At 61.8% G+C, this 20,218-nt stretch carries 20 protein-coding genes; 5 read left to right on the forward strand and 15 right to left on the reverse strand.

Annotated elements, in window-relative coordinates:
* Positions 1 to 26 precede the first annotated feature (26 nt).
* Both DBR46_RS11845 and DBR46_RS11850 read right to left on the reverse strand, forming a co-directional pair.
* Positions 27 to 788 (reverse strand): YdcF family protein, encoded by a 762-nt coding sequence (locus DBR46_RS11845; RefSeq protein ID WP_124526346.1) that lies wholly within the window; start codon positions 786 to 788, stop codon positions 27 to 29.
* Between the two features lie 97 nt (positions 789 to 885).
* Positions 886 to 1,203, reverse strand: a complete 318-nt coding sequence (locus DBR46_RS11850) for a hypothetical protein (protein WP_124526347.1) — start codon at positions 1,201 to 1,203, stop codon at positions 886 to 888.
* 262 nt (positions 1,204 to 1,465) lie between these two features.
* On the opposite strand from DBR46_RS11850, the gene leuS reads away from it, so the two are divergent.
* The 5 genes from leuS (at position 1,466) to DBR46_RS11875 (ending at position 7,615) form a co-directional block, all read left to right on the forward strand.
* Positions 1,466 to 4,072, forward strand: coding sequence for a leucine--tRNA ligase (gene leuS / locus DBR46_RS11855; protein WP_124526348.1), 2,607 nt, complete (start codon positions 1,466 to 1,468; stop codon positions 4,070 to 4,072).
* 89 nt (positions 4,073 to 4,161) lie between these two features.
* Entirely contained in the window at positions 4,162 to 4,767 is a 606-nt protein-coding gene (lptE, locus tag DBR46_RS11860) for an LPS assembly lipoprotein LptE (RefSeq protein ID WP_124526349.1), read from the forward strand.
* A gap of 39 nt (positions 4,768 to 4,806) precedes the next feature.
* Positions 4,807 to 5,844 carry a DNA polymerase III subunit delta gene (gene holA / locus DBR46_RS11865; RefSeq protein ID WP_124526350.1) on the forward strand — a complete coding sequence of 346 codons (1,038 nt, stop codon included), beginning with the start codon at positions 4,807 to 4,809 and terminating at the stop codon, positions 5,842 to 5,844.
* 219 nt (positions 5,845 to 6,063) lie between these two features.
* Entirely contained in the window at positions 6,064 to 6,228 is a 165-nt protein-coding gene (arfA, locus tag DBR46_RS11870) for an alternative ribosome rescue factor ArfA (protein WP_003176285.1), read from the forward strand.
* Between the two features lie 61 nt (positions 6,229 to 6,289).
* Entirely contained in the window at positions 6,290 to 7,615 is a 1,326-nt protein-coding gene (locus tag DBR46_RS11875) for a lytic murein transglycosylase (protein WP_124526351.1), read from the forward strand.
* Positions 7,616 to 7,723: 108 nt separating this feature from the next.
* On the opposite strand, the gene DBR46_RS11880 is transcribed toward DBR46_RS11875, so the two are convergent.
* From DBR46_RS11880 to DBR46_RS11940, 13 genes are all read right to left on the reverse strand, one after another.
* On the reverse strand, positions 7,724 to 8,641 hold the full coding sequence (locus DBR46_RS11880) for an LD-carboxypeptidase (protein WP_124526352.1): 918 nt from the start codon (positions 8,639 to 8,641) through the stop codon (positions 7,724 to 7,726).
* Between the two features lie 151 nt (positions 8,642 to 8,792).
* A complete protein-coding gene (gene lipA / locus DBR46_RS11885; RefSeq protein ID WP_017735632.1) occupies positions 8,793 to 9,794 on the reverse strand; it encodes a lipoyl synthase in 1,002 nt (333 codons plus the stop codon).
* A 26-nt stretch (positions 9,795 to 9,820) separates the two neighbouring features.
* A complete protein-coding gene (lipB, locus tag DBR46_RS11890) occupies positions 9,821 to 10,468 on the reverse strand; it encodes a lipoyl(octanoyl) transferase LipB (RefSeq protein WP_017735631.1) in 648 nt (215 codons plus the stop codon).
* Complete coding sequence (locus DBR46_RS11895; RefSeq protein WP_124526353.1) at positions 10,468 to 10,743, reverse strand: DUF493 domain-containing protein; 276 nt, start codon at positions 10,741 to 10,743, stop codon at positions 10,468 to 10,470. Before DBR46_RS11895 ends, lipB begins: the two co-directional genes overlap by 1 nt.
* A gap of 85 nt (positions 10,744 to 10,828) precedes the next feature.
* A complete protein-coding gene (locus DBR46_RS11900; RefSeq protein WP_124526354.1) occupies positions 10,829 to 11,986 on the reverse strand; it encodes a D-alanyl-D-alanine carboxypeptidase family protein in 1,158 nt (385 codons plus the stop codon).
* Positions 11,987 to 12,165: 179 nt separating this feature from the next.
* Positions 12,166 to 13,164 (reverse strand): septal ring lytic transglycosylase RlpA family protein, encoded by a 999-nt coding sequence (locus DBR46_RS11905; RefSeq protein WP_124526355.1) that lies wholly within the window; start codon positions 13,162 to 13,164, stop codon positions 12,166 to 12,168.
* The gene (mltB, locus tag DBR46_RS11910; protein ID WP_124526356.1) at positions 13,164 to 14,174 is read right to left on the reverse strand and encodes a lytic murein transglycosylase B; all 1,011 of its coding nucleotides are present in this window, start codon (positions 14,172 to 14,174) and stop codon (positions 13,164 to 13,166) included. The genes DBR46_RS11905 and mltB overlap by 1 nt, the downstream gene beginning before the upstream one ends.
* 17 nt (positions 14,175 to 14,191) lie before the next feature.
* Entirely contained in the window at positions 14,192 to 15,295 is a 1,104-nt protein-coding gene (rodA, locus tag DBR46_RS11915) for a rod shape-determining protein RodA (protein ID WP_017735626.1), read from the reverse strand.
* A gap of 31 nt (positions 15,296 to 15,326) precedes the next feature.
* Complete coding sequence (gene mrdA, locus DBR46_RS11920) at positions 15,327 to 17,225, reverse strand: penicillin-binding protein 2 (protein WP_124526357.1); 1,899 nt, start codon at positions 17,223 to 17,225, stop codon at positions 15,327 to 15,329.
* A gap of 15 nt (positions 17,226 to 17,240) precedes the next feature.
* Entirely contained in the window at positions 17,241 to 17,708 is a 468-nt protein-coding gene (gene rlmH, locus DBR46_RS11925) for a 23S rRNA (pseudouridine(1915)-N(3))-methyltransferase RlmH (RefSeq protein ID WP_003176297.1), read from the reverse strand.
* A 9-nt stretch (positions 17,709 to 17,717) separates the two neighbouring features.
* The gene (gene rsfS / locus DBR46_RS11930; protein ID WP_003176298.1) at positions 17,718 to 18,212 is read right to left on the reverse strand and encodes a ribosome silencing factor; all 495 of its coding nucleotides are present in this window, start codon (positions 18,210 to 18,212) and stop codon (positions 17,718 to 17,720) included.
* Positions 18,213 to 18,281: 69 nt separating this feature from the next.
* A complete protein-coding gene (nadD, locus tag DBR46_RS11935; protein ID WP_122427405.1) occupies positions 18,282 to 18,926 on the reverse strand; it encodes a nicotinate-nucleotide adenylyltransferase in 645 nt (214 codons plus the stop codon).
* Complete coding sequence (locus DBR46_RS11940; RefSeq protein WP_124526358.1) at positions 18,926 to 20,191, reverse strand: glutamate-5-semialdehyde dehydrogenase; 1,266 nt, start codon at positions 20,189 to 20,191, stop codon at positions 18,926 to 18,928. Before DBR46_RS11940 ends, nadD begins: the two co-directional genes overlap by 1 nt.
* Between the last annotated feature and the right edge of the window lie 27 nt (positions 20,192 to 20,218).

A 20,218-nucleotide genomic window follows, 5' to 3' on the forward strand; every position in this document is an offset into this window, starting at 1 on the left:
CCCGCTCCCACATTTGTCCTGCGGTGCTACTTATAAAATAATCGGTACCCTATCTGCCCCACCGCCTCATTGATCAACTGCCCACTCTGCCAGATCGATTTGAACTCCGGCATCCAACCGCCCAACGGCCGGGCATTGTCCACCCCCAGAAAACCGACCGGCCCCGGCACCACGGTGAAGCCGGCCCGCTCAAAGCTCCACACCGAACGCGGCATGTGCCAGGCCTGGGTAACCACCACCACGCGCTTGATGCCTTCGGGCAGCAGAATCTCGGCACTCATCTGGGCGTTTTCCCAAGTAGTACGGCTGCGTTCTTCCTTCCAGCGCACCGTGACGCCGAAGTCATCCTGCATCGACACGGCCATCAACTCGGCCTCGCTGGGCGGCGTGCCGTAGTGCAACCCGCCGCTGGTCAACACCGGCAACCCCGAGGCCTTGGCCAATCGCGCCGCATAACGCTCACGCTCAAGCCCGACGCCGGTGGGCTGGTCGGTACCCCACGCCGGATCGCCGCGCTCGCGCCCCGAACCCAGCACCACAATGGCGTCGGCGCGTTGCGCCAGGGTCGCCCACTCTTCCCGCGCCAACGGCGGCTCTGTCTCCAGAGCGTGAGCGCCCCACTCCACCATCACCGGCAGGCTGATCAGCCACATTCCGCCAAGCCCCAGCGCAAAACAACATCCCGCCAGCCGCGGACGGCTACGACGAAACCACCAGGCAAGCGCCAGCAGCAGCAAGAAAATACCGGGCGGCAACAACAATTGTTTGATGAAATAACGAAAAGGCATCGGGCATCTCCAAAGATGCCCGAAGCCTAGATGCAACGGGATTTAGCGACAATCTTTACCAGCACAATTTGAGAAGGTTTACAGATAACGCTGTGCATCACTTGCACCGTACGACCCGTAGCTTTTCCGGGCCGCGAGCGGCAGGCAAGTCTTTCAGCCAAACCACCTTGGCCGAGCGCAAGGAATCCTGAGCAGGCGGGGAGGCCTGTTCATACGATGCGCGGTGGTGATTGGACTCCAGGAAAACCTTGATCAGTTCAAGCTCTGCCTGGCTCAAGCCACGCAACTCCAGCTCCTCAGGCAACTCATCACACAAGCGGCCTGCTGTTTTTGCTGCATCCAATGCACGACCCAAACGGTCGATCAGTCCTTCGTACAACTGCGGTTTCGTTAAAGTTCGCTGCGATTCAGCCATCCCCTCACCTCATTGAAGAAAAGTCTTGCTCCCCAATAAACAGCGTAGCCCCCGTGGCTGCACCTGCCTGGTGCCGCGACAGACGGCCCTGGCTGCGCAATCAGGGTTTCCCTCGATAGAGTGGGGTCATGTATGCTACGGCGCTTCCTGTAACTCCACTTCCCGCAGGGTTTGGGCACGGACGCGCCGCTTTTTGGTGTCGATCATCCTGAACGTTGCACCGAAGAGGATTAGGCCACCCCTATTCAGTTCAAAAGTAGCCATGCACGAACAATATCAGCCCCGTGAAATCGAAAATGCCGCCCAAACCTTCTGGGACGAGCAAAAGTCCTTTGAAGTCAGTGAACAGCCAGGCAAGGAGACTTACTACTGCCTATCGATGTTCCCTTACCCCAGCGGCAAGCTACACATGGGGCACGTGCGCAACTACACCATCGGCGACGTAATCTCGCGCTACCAGCGCATGCTCGGCAAGAACGTCCTGCAACCCATGGGTTGGGACGCCTTCGGCATGCCGGCGGAAAACGCCGCGATGAAAAACAACGTGGCCCCCGCCAAGTGGACCTACGAAAACATCGCCTACATGAAGACCCAGCTGCGCAGCCTGGGCCTGGCGGTGGATTGGTCCCGCGAAGTGACCACCTGCAAGCCGGATTACTACCGCTGGGAACAATGGCTGTTCACTCGCCTGTTCGAAAAAGGTGTGATCTACAAAAAGAGCGGCACCGTTAACTGGGACCCGATCGACCAGACCGTACTCGCCAACGAACAGGTGATCGACGGTCGCGGCTGGCGTTCCGGCGCGCTGATCGAAAAGCGCGAAATCCCGATGTACTACTTCAAGATCACCGCCTACGCGGATGAACTGCTGTCGAGCCTCGACGACCTGCCGGGCTGGCCTGAACAGGTCAAGACCATGCAGCGCAACTGGATCGGCAAGTCCAAGGGCATGGAAGTGCAGTTCCCGTACAACGTCGACTCGATCGGCGAAGCGGGCGCACTGAAAGTCTTCACCACCCGTCCAGACACGTTGATGGGCGCGACCTACGTCGCCGTGGCCGCCGAGCACCCGCTGGCCACCCAGGCGGCACAGAACAACCCTGAGCTGCAGGCGTTCATCGCCGAATGCAAAGGCGGCAGCGTGGCTGAAGCCGACGTCGCTACCCAAGAGAAAAAAGGCCTGCCGACCGGGCTGTTCGTCGAGCACCCACTGACTGGCGAAAAACTGCCGGTGTGGGTCGCCAACTACGTGCTGATGCACTACGGCGATGGCGCAGTAATGGCTGTGCCGGCCCACGACGAGCGTGATTTCGAGTTCGCCACCAAGTACGCCTTGCCGATCAAGTCCGTGGTGCGCACCAGCTCCGGCGACACCAACCCGGCCCCGTGGCAAGACGCCTACGGCGAGCACGGCACCCTGATCAATTCCGGCGAGTTCGACGGCCTGGACTTCCAGGGTGCGTTCGACGCCATGGAAGTGGCACTGATCAAGAAAAACCTGGGCGCCTCGCGCACCCAGTTCCGCCTGCGCGACTGGGGCATCAGCCGCCAGCGCTACTGGGGCTGCCCGATCCCGATCATCCACTGCGAAACCTGCGGTGACGTGCCGGTACCGGAAGACCAACTGCCGGTCGTCCTGCCGGAAGACGTGGTGCCGGACGGCGCCGGTTCGCCGTTGGCGCGCATGCCTGAGTTCTACGAGTGCAGCTGCCCTAAATGCGGCCAGCCTGCCAAGCGTGAAACCGACACCATGGACACCTTCGTCGAGTCCTCGTGGTACTACGCCCGCTACGCCTCGCCGCACTACGAGGGTGGCCTGGTGGAGAAATCCGCAGCCGACCATTGGTTGCCGGTGGACCAGTACATCGGTGGTATCGAACACGCCATCCTTCACCTGCTGTACGCGCGCTTCTTCCACAAGCTGATGCGTGACGAAGGCCTGGTGAGCTCCGATGAGCCGTTCAAGAACCTGCTGACCCAAGGCATGGTGATCGCCGAGACCTACTACCGCCGTGAAGCCAACGGTGCCTACACCTGGTTCAACCCGGCAGACGTCGAGCTGGTGCGTGACAGCAAAGCCAAGGTCATCAGCGCCAAGCTGATCTCGGACGGCCTGCCGGTGGAAATCGGCGGCACCGAGAAGATGGCCAAGTCGAAGAACAACGGCGTTGACCCACAGTCGATGATCGACCAGTTCGGTGCCGACACCTGCCGCCTGTTCATGATGTTCGCCTCGCCGCCCGACATGAGCGCCGAATGGTCCGACTCCGGCGTCGAAGGCTCGCACCGTTTCCTCAAGCGCGTCTGGCGCCTGGCGCACGCCCATATCAACCAGGGCCTGCCGGGCAAACTGGACGTGGTCGGCCTGAGCGATGAGCAGAAAGTCATTCGTCGCAGCACGCACCTGGCGATCCGGCAAGCGAGCCAGGACGTGGGCCAGAACCACAAGTTCAACACCGCCATCGCCCAGGTGATGACGCTGATGAACGTGCTGGAAAAAGCCCCGCAAGCGACCGAACAGGACCGCGCACTGATTCAGGAAGGCCTGGAAACGGTCACCCTGCTGCTGGCGCCGATCACACCGCACATCAGCCACGACCTGTGGAACCGACTGGGCCACGAAGGCGCCGTCATTGATGCGGCCTGGCCGAAGCAGGATGACAGCGCCCTGGTCCAGGACACGCTGCAACTGGTGATCCAGGTCAACGGCAAGCTGCGTGGCCAGATCGACATGCCGGCCAGCGCCAGCCGTGAAGACGTCGAAGCCGCCGCACGCGTCAACGAGAACGTGCTGCGCTTCACCGAAGGCCTGACGATCCGCAAAGTGATCGTCGTGCCTGGCAAACTGGTCAATATCGTCGCCAGCTAAATCGGATCGGGCGCGGGGCTCGAGCCCCGCGCCGAACAAAACCTTCAGGGCCTCGATAAGGCCCACCTGGTTTCAAGGGGAGCAACACAATGATCAAACGCAATCTGCTGGTGATGGGCCTTGCCGTACTGCTGAGCGCTTGCGGCTTCCAGCTGCGCGGCACCGGCACCAATGACCTGACGATCAAGGAACTGGACCTCAGCGCACGCGACGCCTACGGCGAGACCGTGACCCAGCTGCGCCAAGTCCTGGAAAACAGCGGCGTCAAGGTTTATACCGGCGCGACCTACAAGCTGTTCCTGGCCAGTGAGAAAAACACCCAGCGTAACCTGAGCTACGCCAGTGCCGGCCGCGCGTCCGACATCGAACTGGCCACCGAGCTGACCTTCGAAATCCGTGGCCGTGATAATTTGCCGCTGATGGGTGACAAGATCGTCGTCCAGAAAATCGTCAGCCACGACGGCAACAACCTGGTCGGTTCGGACTCCGAAACCATTCAGGTGCGCAAGGAAATCCGTCGTGACCTGGTACAGCGCGTGATGCTGCGCCTGCAAATGCTGACACCGGAAAAACTCGAAACCTTGCAGCAAGCCGCCGACAACAAAGCCAAGGCTGACGCCGACGCCCTGAAAGCCGCGCAAGAGTACGAAGACAACACGCCGAAACAATCGCCTGTTGAAGTCCCAGTCGAGTAAGCCAGACGGGGCGCCCCAAGCGCCCCGTTCGCCCCGCCTATGAAACTCGCCCCCGCCCAACTCGCCAAACACCTGCAAGGTGGCCTTGCGCCTGTCTATATCGTCAGCGGTGATGACCCGCTGCTGTGCCAGGAAGCCGCCGACGCCATCCGCACCGCCGCACGCCAGCAAGGCTTCGATGAACGCCAAGTGTTCAGCGCCGACGCCAGTTTCGACTGGGGCACGCTGCTGCAAGCGGGGGCGAGCATGTCGCTGTTCGCCGAAAAACGCCTGCTGGAACTGCGCCTGCCGTCCGGCAAGCCCGGTGACAAGGGCGCGGCGGCCTTGATGGAATACTGCTCGCGCCCGGCCGAAGACACGGTGCTGTTGATCAGCCTGCCCAAGCTCGACGGCAGTGCGCAGAAAACCAAGTGGGGCAAGGCGTTGGTGGAGGGTCCGCAGACCCAGTTCATCCAGATCTGGCCGGTGGACAGCAATCAGTTGCCGCAATGGATTCGTCAACGCCTGTCCCAGTCGGGGCTGTCGGCGACGCAAGACGCTGTGGAACTGATCGCCGCGCGGGTTGAAGGCAACTTGCTGGCCGCCGCCCAGGAGATCGAAAAGCTCAAGCTGATGGCCGAGGACGGGCAAATCACCGTCGAAACCGTACAGGGCGCGGTGGCCGACAGTGCGCGTTTTGACGTGTTCGGGCTGGTGGATGCCATTCTCAACGGCGAACCCGCCCACGCCTTGCGCATGCTCGAAGGCCTGCGCGGCGAAGGCGTGGAGCCACCGGTGATTCTCTGGGCCCTGGCCCGTGAGCTACGGGTGCTGGCCAATATTGCCCTGCAATACAGCCAGGGCACGCCGCTGGACAAATGCTTCAGCCAGGCCCGGCCACCGGTGTGGGACAAGCGCAAACCCCTGATGAGCAAAGCCCTGCAACGGCACTCGGCGCAACGCTGGGCGCAGCTGCTGCTGGAAGCGCAGCGCATCGATGCACAGATAAAGGGCCAGGCGGCGGGTTCGCCGTGGATGAGTTTGAGCCGCCTGTCGCTATTGATGGCCGGCCAGCGCCTGACCCTTCCCGCCGAATAATCCCCTTTCAAAAACACTGCAAATCCAATGTGGGAGCGGGCTTGCTCGCGAAGGCGGCGTGTCAGTCAACACATCTGATACTGATACACCGCATTCGCGAGCAAGCCCGCTCCCACATTTTTGATCGCATTTACAATTTCTGATAAGTGCCAGTCTTTACAGCCGCCCAACTTCGGCAGATGATTTGCACCGCTCCAACCCACCCAGAGAGTACCGACCATGAGCAAAAAGCCATCCAAGCATGGCCCCAACAAGGCCAAATCCATCATCGCCCAGCCACTGTTCCGCAGCCGTCAAGAACGCGCCGGCAAGGGCAAAGGCAGCTACCGCCGCGAAGCCTTCCAGTCTAATAGCTGGGAGGCTTCTTACTTTCTGGCTGCCTGAAGGCAAGCGCCCCTTTGGCATGATAAGGTCTGCACCTGATTTGTAATCCCTGGACCTGTGCATGCCCTCTTGTCTCTCCCGTCGTTGGCACCTTCGCCAATTGATCGCTGCCTCCAGCCTCATTCTGCTCGTCGCCTGTGCGGAGAAACCTACCGCCGCCGACGCTCAACCCCTGCCCAAACTCCAGACCGCTCCAGTCGTGGCCCCCGCTGTCGTGGCGCCCCTGGCCGTGGACAACCTGGATATCCAGCCGACCCAGACCTTCGCCGAATGGCAGGCCGGGTTTCGCGAACAAGCCCTGAAGGCCGGGATCACCCCTGCCGTTTTTGACAATGCCTTTGCCAACGTCACCCCGGACATGGCCGTCATCCGCGCCGACCGCAGCCAGCCGGAGTTCTCCCGGCCGGTGTGGGAATACCTCAACGGTGCCCTGTCGCCGCTGCGGGTGCGTAATGGCCAGGCGCTGCTGATCAAGTACGCCGACATCCTGCAACGCATCGAAGAGCGTTATGGCGTGGATCGCCAGGCGCTGGTCTCGGTGTGGGGCATGGAAAGCAACTTCGGCCAGTTCCAGGGCAACAATTCGGTGATCCGCTCCCTGGCGACCCTGGCCTATGAAGGCCGTCGCCCGGCGTTTGCCCAGGCGCAATTGCTGGCGGCGCTGCAAATCATCCAGCACGGCGATATCCAGGCCGATCAGATGAAAGGCTCCTGGGCCGGCGCCATGGGCCAGACCCAGTTCATTCCGACCACCTACAACACCCACGCCGTGGATTTCGATGGCGACGGTCGCCGCGATATCTGGAACAGCCCGGCCGACGCCCTCGCCTCCACGGCGCACTACCTGCAAAGCTCCGGCTGGCAGAAAGGCCAACCGTGGGGGTTTGAGGTCAATCGACTGCCGGCGGACTTCAATTACGCCTTGGCCGATGGCGGTGTCCGCAAGACCGTCGCCGACTGGCTGAAACTGGGCATCCAACTGCCACCCGGCGCGAGCATGCCGCCGAACGTCGACCAGTTGTCCGCAGCCCTGCTCCTGCCTGCGGGTTACCGTGGGCCTGCGTTCCTGGTGCTGGATAACTTCCGCGCGATCCTCAAGTACAACAACTCGTCGTCCTACGCACTGGCGGTGGGGCTGCTGTCGGAACGGTTTGGTGGCGGTGGTGTGATTCGTGGCGATTGGCCGAAGGATGAACTGCCGCTGAGTCGTTCCCAGCGCATCGACTTGCAGACCGTGCTGAACGCCAAGGGCTATGAGGCCGGTAACCCGGACGGGATTATCGGCGCCAATACGCGCAAGGCGATTCGGGCGGCGCAGCAGTCGTTGGGGTGGCCGGCGGATGGGTATCCTACTGTGAAGTTGCTGGAGTCTTTGCAAAACCGCTAGATCTGCTGATGGCCACTACCGCTCTCGCAGGCAAGCCAGCTCCCACAGGGGAATGCATTCCAAATGTGGGAGCTGGCTTGCCTGCGATGACGCCATCACAAGCAACAATTATTTAAAGACCACATCCTGCTCCAACACCAACCGCTGCTCCCCCGCATCCAACCGCACCAACGCGCCCATCGGCAGCGTCAGGTTCGGGTCGCAATGCCCACTGCGCCACCCAGCCAGCACCGGAATGCACAACGGCTCGAAAGTCTGCTTGAGCAAACGCTCCAACGCCGCCGGGTCCACCCCAGCAACATCCCCCACCAAAACGCCGGCAACCTGGGCCAGCTTGCCCGCCAGGCGCAGGTGCGTAAGCAAACGGTCGATGCGGTAGATCGGTTCGTTGACGTCTTCGATCAACAGAATGATGCCTTCGGCGTCGATCTCGAAGGGCGTGCCCATCACTGCTGCAATCATCGACAGGTTGCCCCCCAGCAAGCGCCCACAGGCGATGCCTGGGGCAATCGTGGTCAACGGGTAGGCCACCGGGTGCGCCAGCACGCTGCCGGCGCCGAGATCGCCGCGCAGCATGCTGAGCAGGGAAGACTCGGTAGGTGGTTGCTTGTCGCCCAACAGGTCGGCGTTGAGCATCGGGCCGTGGAAGGTCACAAAACCGGCGTAGCGGCTAATCGCAAGATGCAGAGCGGTGATGTCGCTATAGCCGACGAACGGCTTGGGGTTGGCGCGCAATAGGTCGAAATCGAGGCTATCGAGCAGACGTGGCGTGCCGTAGCCGCCGCGCAGGCAGAAAATGGCGTCGATGTCGGGGTCGGCGAAGGCGCGATGGAGATCGCTGAGACGGGTTTGATCGCTGCCGGCGAGGTAGCCGTCGCGCTCGTAGACACCGGGGAAGATTCGCAGGTCGTAGCCGCGAGCGCGCATCCATTGGCCAGCTTTTTCCACATCCAGGGTAGCCGGGCCAGCAGGGGCAATCAGGGCGATGGTGCCTTCGGGGCGAAGGGCAGGTACGGCAGCAGACATCCACAGATCTCCTTAATTGACGCGGAACGAAATGTGGGAGCGGGCTTGCTCGCGAAAGCGCAGTGTCAGTCAATAAATCAGGTGACTGAACCACCGCTTTCGCGAGCAAGCCCGCTCCCACATTGGATTTGCGGCGTTGCGTAAATCTATATCAGGAAACCAGGCTCGCCTTGACCAGCTTGGCCTGCTCGTCAGCGTGGTACGACGAACGTACCAACGGGCCCGACGCAACGTTCTTGAAGCCCATCTTGTAACCTTCTTCGGCGAACCAGGCGAAGGTGTCCGGGTGCACAAAACGCTGCACCGGCAAGTGGCTGCGGGACGGTTGCAGGTACTGGCCCAGGGTCAGCATGTCGATGTCGTGTTCGCGCATGCGCTTCATGACTTCGATGACTTCTTCGTCGGTCTCGCCCAAGCCCAGCATCAAACCGGATTTGGTCGGGATGTGCGGCATCATCTGCTTGAATTTCTGCAGCAGGGTCAGCGACCACTGGTAGTCCGAACCCGGACGCGCGGCCTTGTAAAGGCGCGGCACGGTTTCCAGGTTGTGGTTGAACACATCCGGTGGCTCGGCGGCGGTGATTTCCAGGGCGACGTCCATGCGGCCACGGTAGTCCGGGACCAGGGTTTCGAGCATCACGTTTGGCGACAGCTTGCGGATCTCGCGGATGCAGTCGGCAAAGTGCTGGGCACCGCCGTCACGCAGGTCATCGCGGTCTACCGAGGTGATCACCACGTACTTGAGGCGCAGGTCGGCGATGGCGATGGCCAGGCTTTCCGGCTCGTTGACGTCCAGTGGCTTCGGCCGGCCGTGGCCCACGTCGCAGAACGGGCAACGACGGGTGCAGATGTCACCCATGATCATGAAGGTGGCGGTGCCGCCGGAGAAGCATTCACCCAGGTTCGGGCAGGAGGCTTCTTCGCACACGCTGTGCAGCTTGTGCTTGCGCAGCAGGGCCTTGATACGGTCGACTTCCGGCGAAACCGGGATGCGCACGCGGATCCAGTCGGGTTTCTTCGGCAGTTCGGTGGTCGGAATGATCTTCACCGGGATGCGTGCAACCTTCTCGGCGCCGCGCAGCTTGACGCCGGCTTCCACCTTGGCACGCGGGGCCGGGGCCGGACGATCGGTAACGTCCACCGTCGGGATCATGGTTTGCACTGCATCAGTAGTCATAATCAGTCGATTCCGCCCGTAAGGGTCGTCTGCTCAGCATAGTCGAGGTGTTTGACGAGCTGCGCACGCAGCCGGGCACTAACCTCGGCAAATTTAATCGGTGTGGCGTGGTCGCTCAGTTGGGTCATCGCCAGCCCGGCATAGCCGCACGGGTTGATCCGACGAAACGGCGCCAGGTCCATGTCTACGTTCAGGGCCAGGCCATGAAAGGAACAACCGTGGCGAATGCGCAGGCCCAGGGAGGCGATTTTCGCGCCATCCACGTACACGCCAGGTGCATCGGGCTTGGCCGCGGCGGTCACGCCGTAGCTGGCCAGCAGCTCGATCAGGCATGTCTCCATGCGGCTGACCAGGTCGCGTACGCCAAAACCCAGCTTGCGCACATCCAACAATAGGTATGCGACAAGTTGTCCCGGGCCATGGTAAGTCACTTGGCCACCTCGGTCGACCTGCACCACCGGAATATCCCCCGGCAACAGCAGATGCTCGGCCTTGCCGGCCTGGCCCTGGGTGAACACCGGCGGGTGCTCTACCAGCCAGATCTCGTCCGGGGCCGAGGTACCGCGCTCGTTGGTGAACCGCTGCATGGCATGCCAGACCGGCTCGTAGGCCATCTGGCCGAGCTCGCGAAAGCCCAGGACGCCTGACATCACAGCACCATGTGCACGAAGCCGGTGGCCCGCAGTTCGCTGTTGATGTCGTAGAGCTGGTCTTGACCGGTCGCAACGATGTGCAACTGGATCGTGGTGTATTTACCGTTGGTGCTCGAACGCTCGTCCACCCGGTTGTCGTTGATCGTCGCGTGTTTGCGCACGATTGCGATGATGGTGTCTTTGTTGCCCACGCCGGTATCGCTGATCACTTTGACGGGATAATCCGTCACTGGGAATTCGATCTTTGGCGCCTTTACTTCGGTATCGGTCATGGCGTAACGGCCTCGTAAGCGTAAGCCGTGGCGACGGGCAAAGCCCCGCGTCGGATCAACGCGGGGCTGTGCAGGTGCACACTTATCAGTTGAACAAACTGTAGAAGAATAGACGGATGCTATCCCACACGCGGCGGAAGATACCACCTTCGTCGACGGCGTCCAGCGCGATCAGGTCGGCGCTGTGCACCACCTTGTCGTCCAGTTTCACTTCGACCTTGCCGATCACGTCACCCTTGGCAATCGGTGCAACCAATTGCGGGTTCATGGTCATGCTGGCAGCGAGCTTTTTCAGCTGGCCTTTAGGCATGGTCAGGGTCAGGTCTTCAGCCAGGCCGGCCTTGACTTGGGAGGTCGCGCCTTTCCACACCGGCGCGGTCGCCAGCTCAGCACCCTTCTGATAGAAGGTCTGGGTTTCGAAGAAGCGGAAACCGTAGGTCAGCAGTTTTTGCGTCTCGGCCGCACGGGCCTGCTCGCTGTTGGTGCCGAAGACCACGGCGATCAGGCGTTGGCCATCACGTACGGCGGACGACACCATGCAGTAGCCGGCTTCGTCGGTGTGGCCGGTTTTCAGGCCATCGACGGTCTTGTCACGCCACAGCAACAGGTTGCGGTTAGGCTGCTTGATGTTGTTCCAGAAGAATTCTTTCTGGGAGTAGATCGCGTAGTGCACCGGGTCGACACGGATGATCGCGCGCGCCAGGATCGCCATGTCGTGAGCCGACGAATAGTGCTCAGGGTTTGGCAGGCCGGTCGGGTTCATGAAGTGGCTGTTGGTCATGCCCAGGTCAGCCACGGTTTTGTTCATCATGTCGGCGAAGGCGTCTTCGCTGCCGGCGATGTGCTCGGACAGCGCCACGCTGGCGTCGTTGCCGGACTGGATGATGATGCCGTGCAGCAGGTCGCTCACGGTTACTTGCGAACCGACCTTGATAAACATCCGCGAACCGCCGGTGCGCCAGGCGTTTTCGCTGACGGTCACCGGGTCGTTTTCGCCGATCTGGCCGCGACGGATTTCCAGGGTCGCGATGTAGGCGGTCATCAGCTTGGTCAAGCTGGCTGGAGGCAGACGCTGGTCACCATTGCTCTCGACCAGCACGTTGCCGCTGGCGGCATCCATGAGGACCCAGGCCTTGGCGGCCAGTTGCGGGGAAGCCGGCACCATTTCAACCGCCCAGGCGGCCGGGGTGATGATCAGCGAAAGGAGCAGGCACGTGCGTTTGGCTAAGGAGGTGATGTTCATCCGTCTCTCGAAATTGCTTATGGAAACTTGCCCTCGCGGGCAAAACTTATTCAGACAGGCCGTTGCCAGACTGTCGCGTGTTCGGTTGCCCGCTCACCCCTTGCCCCTGGGTTTTATTGTTCAACGAGCCAACAACCAGGGTTCAGGCCCACATTCGGGCCCGGACCTTCAATCTTTTGTTATTCGGCGGTGACCACGCTGGGTTGCCCCAGGTTGGCCATGCGCACGCTGTTCTGTACTTGTGCGACTTCACCCGGCGTGCCAATCGGCCCCATGCGTACACGGTGCAGGGTCTGCTGGTTACGCACGATGGAGCTGATAAAGACGGGCGCGCTGACCATGCCGCTGAGTTTCGACCTTAGCAGCTCTGCCGCATCCGGGTTGGCGAAAGCGCCGACCTGCAGGTATTGCCCGCCCGCCATCGAAGCCCCCGGCGCGGCACGCGGCACCACCACGGTATCCGGTGCGTGCTGTTGCGGCGGCGGCGTCCACTGTTCGATCTTGCCGGCCGACGCGTTCACCTGCGGCTGCTGGCTGGTTGGCTCGTTGAGCATCAACGGTGCCGGCTTGCCGCGCTGGGCCCAGTATTGCGCCGGATCGATACCTTCGACCTTGACCCGCGCCGTACCGGTTTCGGCATAGCCAAGTTTCTTCGCCGCGGCGTAGGACAAGTCGATGATGCGATCGGAATAGAACGGCCCACGGTCATTGACCCGCAGGATCACCGTGCGGTTGTTGTCCAGGTTGGTTACCCGTACGTAGCTGGGCAGCGGCAAGGTCTTGTGCGCCGCACTCATGCCATACAGGTCATACACTTCGCCGTTGGCGGTGTTCTGGCCATGGAATTTGGTGCCGTACCAGGACGCCGTGCCCGATTGCACGTAGGTCTTGGACTCTTGCAGCGGGAAGTAGCTCTTGCCCAGCACGGTATACGGGTTGGCCTTGTACGGCCCGGTGTGCAGGGTCGGCGTGGCATCCGGGATCTTCGACACATCGACATCCCACCACGGCGCGCCATCTTTGTGCGCACGGTTGATGTCCAGGCCCGGCTGGGAACGGACCACCGCCCCCCCGGACTTCTGCGCCGGACCACGACTGGTGGAGCAACTGACTACCAACAAGGACAACGCGGCAAACGCCACCAGCTTGAGCGGTTTTTTGATCGGCGATACCCGCATTACTTGTTGCCCCGTGCTTGGACCAGCATGTCTGACAGCTGATGCACGGCCATGGCGTACATCACACTGCGGTTATAACGCGTGATTGCGTAGAAATTCTTCAAGCCCATCCAGTATTCAGGGCCGTTTTCGCCTTCGAGACGGAACGCCGTCACCGGCATGTCATCGCGTGGCGCATTCTGACTCGACCACCCCAGCGCCCGCAACTCCCCGACCGTCTTGACCGGTTCGATGCCCTGGGTGAGACCTTCATCGGCGCGATCCCCGGCCACATCGGCGCGGATCACCACCGGTTCGCCCGCAACCCAGCCGTGACGTTTGAAGTAGCTGGCGACACTGCCGATGGCGTCGTCGGGATTGCTCCAGATATTGATATGGCCGTCGCCGTCAAAGTCCACTGCGTAGGCGCGGAAGCTGCTCGGCATAAACTGCGGCAAGCCCATCGCACCGGCATAGGACCCCTTGAGGGTCAAGGGATCGACCTGCTCTTCGCGGGCCAGCAAGAGGAATTCGCGCAGCTCCTTGCGGAAGAACTCGGCGCGCGGCGGGTAATCGAAACCCAGGGTCGATAAGGCGTCGATCACCCGGTAACTGCCGGTGTTGCGCCCGTAAAAGGTTTCAATGCCAATGATTGCGACGATGACCTGGGCCGGCACCCCGTATTCCTGCTCGGCGCGGGCCAGTACGGCCTCGTGCTGGCGCCAGAAATCCACACCTCGCGCCACGCGGGCGTCGGTGAGGAACATCGGGCGATATTCCTTCCATTGCTTCACCCGTTCAGCCGGGCGGGAGATGGCGTCGAGGATCGCCTGCTTTTTCTGCGCCTCGCGGAACACGCCCATCAGCTGTTCACCGGCGAAACCGTAGTCGCGGGTCATTTCACCGACAAATTCGGCGACCTGGGGTGAACCATCGTAGTCACCGGCCTGCGCCTCTTGCGTTGCGCCCAGCAGGCCAATCAGGCCCATCCAGGACGCGTGCCGAGTCGCCCAGCCGCGCATTACTTGCATTGACATCTTCACCTTATTCAAACCTGTGCGATCCATTTGCGATGCGTATGAATCGACATCAAAACCCCAAACGCTGACAGCAATGTCACCAGCGAAGTTCCGCCGTAGCTAATGAATGGCAACGGCACCCCAACCACCGGCAGCAGGCCACTGACCATACCGATGTTGACGAAAACGTAAACAAAAAAAGTCATGGTCAGGGCGCCGGCGAGCAATTTGCCGAACAGCGTCTGCGCCTGGGCGGTGATTACCAGCCCGCGACCAATCAACAACAGATAGATCAGCAACAATGCGCAAATGCCCACCAGGCCGAACTCTTCGCCCATCACCGCAATAATGAAGTCGGTGTGGCTCTCGGGCAGGAAGTCCAGGTGCGACTGGGTGCCCAGCAACCAGCCCTTGCCAAATACGCCGCCGGAACCGATGGCGGCTTTCGACTGGATGATGTTCCAGCCGGTGCCCAGCGGATCGCTTTCCGGGTCGAGGAACGTGAGGATCCGCTGCTTCTGGTAGTCGTGCATAAAGAAGAACCACATGGCCACGGCCACCGGCACGGCGGCGGCGAGCACGCTGAGGATCCAGCGCCAGCGCAAGCCGCCCATGAACAGCACGAACGCGCCGCCCGCGAGGATCAGCAGCGAGGTGCCGAGGTCCGGCTGGCGCACGATCAGGATGAACGGTATGCCGATCAGGATCAGGCTCACCCCCACATGCTTGAGCTGCGGCGGCAAGGTGCGCTTGGACAGGTACCAGGCGATGGTCGCCGGCATCAGGATCTTCATGAATTCCGACGGCTGGAAGCGAATCACCCCCGGAATGTTGATCCAGCGGGTCGCGCCCATGGCGTTGTGGCCCATCACGTCCACCACCACCAGCAATAACACGCCAGCGACGTAACCGAGGGGCACCCAGCGCGCCATGAAACGCGGCTCCAGCTGGGCAATCACCACCATCGACAACAGGCCCAGGCCAAACGACGAGGCCTGCTTGATCAGCAGGTCCCAGTTCTTGCCGCTGGCCGAATAGAGGACGAACAGGCTGCCGGCCGCCAGGGTCAGCAGCAGGATCAGCAACGGACCGTCGATGTGCATGCGTTGCAGCAACGTCGCACGGCGACGCATCACATCCTCGCTGGAGAGGATGCGGTCAAAATTACTCTTCACTGGCCGTAACCTCGGTGCTTGAAGGGGGGCCGCCATATTCGGATTTGAGTCGGCCGTCGTCGGCCAACAGCCAGGCGTCCATGATCTGGCGCACCACCGGGGCCGCGACGCCGGAGCCGGACTCGCCGTTCTCGACCATCACCGCCACCACGATTTTCGGGTCGTCGGCCGGCGCAAAGCCGACAAACAAGGCGTGGTCACGGTGGCGTTCCTGAACCTTGGTGCGGTCGTATTTCTCGCCCTGCTTGATCGCCACCACCTGGGCGGTACCGCTCTTGCCGGCAATGCGGTACTGCGCGCCAATCGCCGCCTTGCGCGCGGTGCCTCGGGCGCCGTGCATCACTTGCTGCATGCCGTGGTTGACCTTGGTCCAGTCCGACGGGTCGCGCAGCACAATGTCGGGGATCGGGTTGTCGTCCACCGGCTTTTCACCTTCGATGGTCTTGGCCAGGTGCGGACGGTTCCAGATGCCCTTGTTAGCCACCAGCGCCGTGGCCTGGGCCAGTTGCAGCGGCGTGGCCTGCATGTAGCCCTGGCCGATCCCGAGGATCAGGGTTTCACCCGGGAACCACGCCTGGCGACGGGTCGCGCGCTTCCACTCCCGCGACGGCATCAGGCCTGGGGATTCTTCGAACATGTCGAGGGAGACTTTCTGACCGAGGCCAAACTTGCCCATGTAGGCAGACAGGCGGTCGATCCCCAGCTTGTGGGCCAGGTCGTAAAAATAGGTGTCGTTGGAGCGCATGATCGCGGTATCCAAATCGACATAGCCGTCACCGGTGCGGTTCCAGTTACGGTATTTGTGATCGTAATTGGGCAGCATGTAGTAGCCGGGGTCATAGACTCGACTGGAGGCCGTGACCACTCCTGCGTCCAGGCCGGCAATCGCCACCGCTGGCTTGATCGTCGAACCCGGCGGATACAAGCCGCGCAGCACGCGGTTGAACAGCGGCCGGTCGATGGAATCGCGCAACTCGGCGTAGGCCTTGAAACTGATGCCGGTGACGAACAGGTTGGGGTCGAAACTCGGCTGGCTGACCATCGCCAGCACTTCGCCCGTGTTCGGGTCCAGTGCCACGACGGCGCCACGCCGCCCGCCCAGGGCCATCTCGGCAGCTTCCTGCAGCTTGATGTCCAGGCTCAGCACGATGTCCTTGCCCGGTACCGGATCGGTGCGCTTGAGCACCCGCAGCACACGGCCACGGGCGTTGGTCTCGACTTCTTCGTAACCCACCTGGCCATGCAACTCGGGCTCGTAGAAACGCTCCACGCCCGTCTTGCCGATATGGTGGGTGCCGCTGTAGTTCACCGGATCAAGGGTCTTCAGCTCTTTCTCGTTGATCCGCCCCATATAGCCAACAGAGTGGGCAAAGTGCGGCCCTTGCGGGTAATGCCGCACCAACTGCGCCACCACTTCCACACCTGGCAAACGGAACTGGTTCACCGCGATCCGCGCGATCTGCTCTTCGGTCAGCTCAAACAGGATCGGCACCGGCTCGAATGGCCGGCGCCCCTGCTTCATGCGCTTTTCGAAGATCACCCGATCTTCAGGCGTCAGCTGTAGCACCTCGACGATTACATCGAGGACCTGCTGCCAGTCGCCGGAGCGTTCACGGGTCATGCTCAGGCTGAAGCTGGGCCGGTTGTCCGCAACCACCACGCCATTGCGGTCGAAAATCAGGCCACGGGTCGGCGGAATCGGCTGCACATGCACCCGGTTGTTTTCCGACAATGTGGAGTGATAGTCGTACTGGATCACCTGTAGGAAATACAGACGGGCGATCAACACCCCGATCAGCCCCACCACCAGAAAAGCGCCGAACACGACCCGCGCGCGTACCAGACGTGCGTCTTTCTCGTGGTCCTTGATGCGGATCGGCTGGGTCATCGGGAGGGGCGCAGACTATTTGTGGTAAGGGTGCCCGGACAGAACTGTCCAGGCGCGATACAGCTGTTCACCGATCAGAATCCTTACCAACGGGTGCGGCAACGTGAGCGCCGACAGCGACCAGCGCTGGTCCGCCCGCGCACAGACTTCCGGCGCCAGCCCTTCGGGGCCGCCGACCATGAAGTTGACCGTGCGCGAATCCAGGCGCCAGCGATCCAGTTCCACCGCCAACTGCTCGGTGCTCCAGGGTTTGCCGTGCACTTCCAGGGTGACGATGCGCTCGTTGGGGCCGACCTTGGCCAACATGGCTTCGCCTTCCTGACGGATAAAGCGCGCCACGTCGGCATTCTTGCCCCGGGTGTTGAGCGGTATCTCTACCAGTTCCAGCGACAGCTCAGCGGGCAGACGCTTGGCATACTCGTGCCAGCCTTCTTCCACCCACTTGGGCATGCGTGAACCGACAGCAATCAGACGCAGGCGCACAGCCGTTCCTTATTCCTGGTCTTTGTTGAGCTTGTCGAAGTGCGCGTGGCCCACTTCCGGGCTGTGGTGTTTGCCGTCGGCGGCACGGCTCTGCTCGGCGCCTTTCCACAGACGTTCCAGGTCGTAGAACTGACGGGCGTTGGAGGTCATCATGTGAACGATCACGTCGTCCATGTCCAGCAGCACCCAGTCGCTGTCGCCCTTGCCTTCTTCACCCAGTGGCTTCACGCCTTGGGCTTTGACGGCTTCACGGACTTTATCCAGCATCGCGCCGATCTGACGGTTCGACGTACCGGTAGCGATGATCATGAAGTCGGTGATGCTTTGTTTGTCGCGCACGTCCAGCACCTGGATGTCCTGGGCCTTGACGTCTTCCAGGGCCGCCACGGCGACTTTTACCAGCTCTTCGCCAGCCAGCTCTGGGCCAACATGGGCTTCAACTGGCAGCGGCGCGCTTTTGAAGGTGCCTTTGCGCTTAACTTTGCTTACGTCTTTGTTCGTCATATAAAACTCGTTTTGCTCGTATGTTCGGGCGCTTGCTGCACGAATGTTCGTACGTTCAAGCGCGCCTTTTCAGTTCGACGCACGGTAAAGCCCGTGCGCATCGATGTAGGCCAGGACCGCGTCAGGCACCAGGAAACGTACCGACTTACCGCTGGCCAGCAGTTGACGGATCTGGGTGGCGGACACCGCAAGCGGGGTCTGCCAGACGAATGCAATATTCCCGTTCGGCCCGGTCAGGGCCAAGGGGTCACTTACCGACCGCGCGGCCAGCAGGTTGCGCAAGGCATCCGGCGGTTCGCTGTCGGCATCCGGGCGTTGCAAAACCAGGATGTGGCAGTGCTGGAGGAGTTCCTCCCAGCGATGCCAAGAGGGCAGGCCGCAAAATGCGTCCCAGCCCAAAAGCAGAAACAACTGGTCATCCGCGGCCAACTCGGCGCGCATCAGCTCCAGAGTGTCAACAGTGTAGGACGGTTTATCGCGCTTGAGTTCGCGGTCGTCCACCACCAGGGGTGCGATGCCTTCCACCGCCAGGCGCACCATTTCCAGGCGCTGCTGTGGCGACACTTGCGGCGTATCGCGATGGGGCGGCCGGGCGTTGGGCATCACGCGCAGTTCATCCAGCGCGAGGGCATCCGCGACTTCCAGGGCACTGCGCAAATGGCCAATGTGCACGGGGTCGAAGGTACCGCCGAGCAGCCCGATGCGTTTACCCATCAAGTGCGCACATGACCGTCGCCGAACACCACGTACTTCTCGCTGGTCAGGCCTTCCAGGCCAACCGGGCCGCGGGCGTGCAGTTTGTCGGTGGAAATACCGATTTCTGCACCAAGGCCATACTCGAAGCCGTCGGCAAAACGCGTCGACGCGTTGATCATCACCGAAGCGGAATCCACTTCGTTGAGGAAACGCCGCGCATCGCTGAAATGCTCGGAGACAATGGCGTCGGTGTGCTTGGAGCCGTAGGTGTTGATGTGTTCGATGGCCTCGTCCAGGTCATCGACGAGTTTGATCGACAGGATCGGCGCGGTGTATTCGGTGTACCAATCCAGCTCGGTCGCTTCGATCACGTCCGCGCCCAGCAGCGCACGGGTACGCTCACAACCGCGCAGTTCCACGCCCTTGTCACGGTAGATGGCAGCCAGCGGCGGCAGCACGCGATCGGCAATGCCGACGTGCACCAGCAGGGTTTCCATGGTGTTGCACGGCGCGTAACGGTGGGTCTTGGCGTTGTCGGCGATGCGGATCGCCTTGTCGATGTCGGCAGCGATGTCGATGTACACGTGGCACACGCCGTCCAGGTGCTTGATCACCGGCACCTTGGCATCGCGGCTGACGCGTTCGATCAGGCTCTTGCCACCGCGTGGCACGATCACGTCGACGAATTCCGGCATGGTGATCAGCGCGCCAACGGCGGCGCGGTCGGTGGTTTCCACCACTTGCACCACTTCGGCGGGCAATTCGGCTACGGCCAGGCCTTGCTGAATGCAAGTAGCAATGGCGCGGTTGGAGTTAATGGCTTCGGAGCCGCCGCGCAGGATAGTGGCGTTACCCGACTTGAGGCACAGGCTCGCGGCGTCGATGGTCACGTTCGGACGCGACTCATAGATGATGCCGATCACGCCCAGGGGCACGCGCATCTTGCCGACCTGGATGCCGGACGGCAGGTAGCGCATATCGCGGATTTCACCGATGGGGTCAGGCAGCTTGGCCACCTGACGCAGGCCTTCGATCATGTCGTCGATACGTGCCGGGGTCAGCGCCAGGCGGTCCAGCAGCGCGGGCTCCAGGCCATTGGCGCGGCCGTTGGCCAGGTCCAGTTCGTTGGCGGCGGTGAGCTCGGAGCGCGAGGCATCCAGAGCGTCGGCGGCCGCCAGCAGGGCGCGATTCTTCTGCGCAGTGCTCGCACGGGCGATCAACCGCGAGGCCTGACGGGCAGCGCGACCCAGGCGGGTCATGTAGTCAAGAACGGACTCAGTCATGGTCAGGGAGTCTTGGCATGGAGGAAA

Source organism: Pseudomonas sp. KBW05 (assembly GCF_003852405.1).
In the GTDB taxonomy this organism is placed as follows: Bacteria; Pseudomonadota; Gammaproteobacteria; order Pseudomonadales; family Pseudomonadaceae; genus Aquipseudomonas.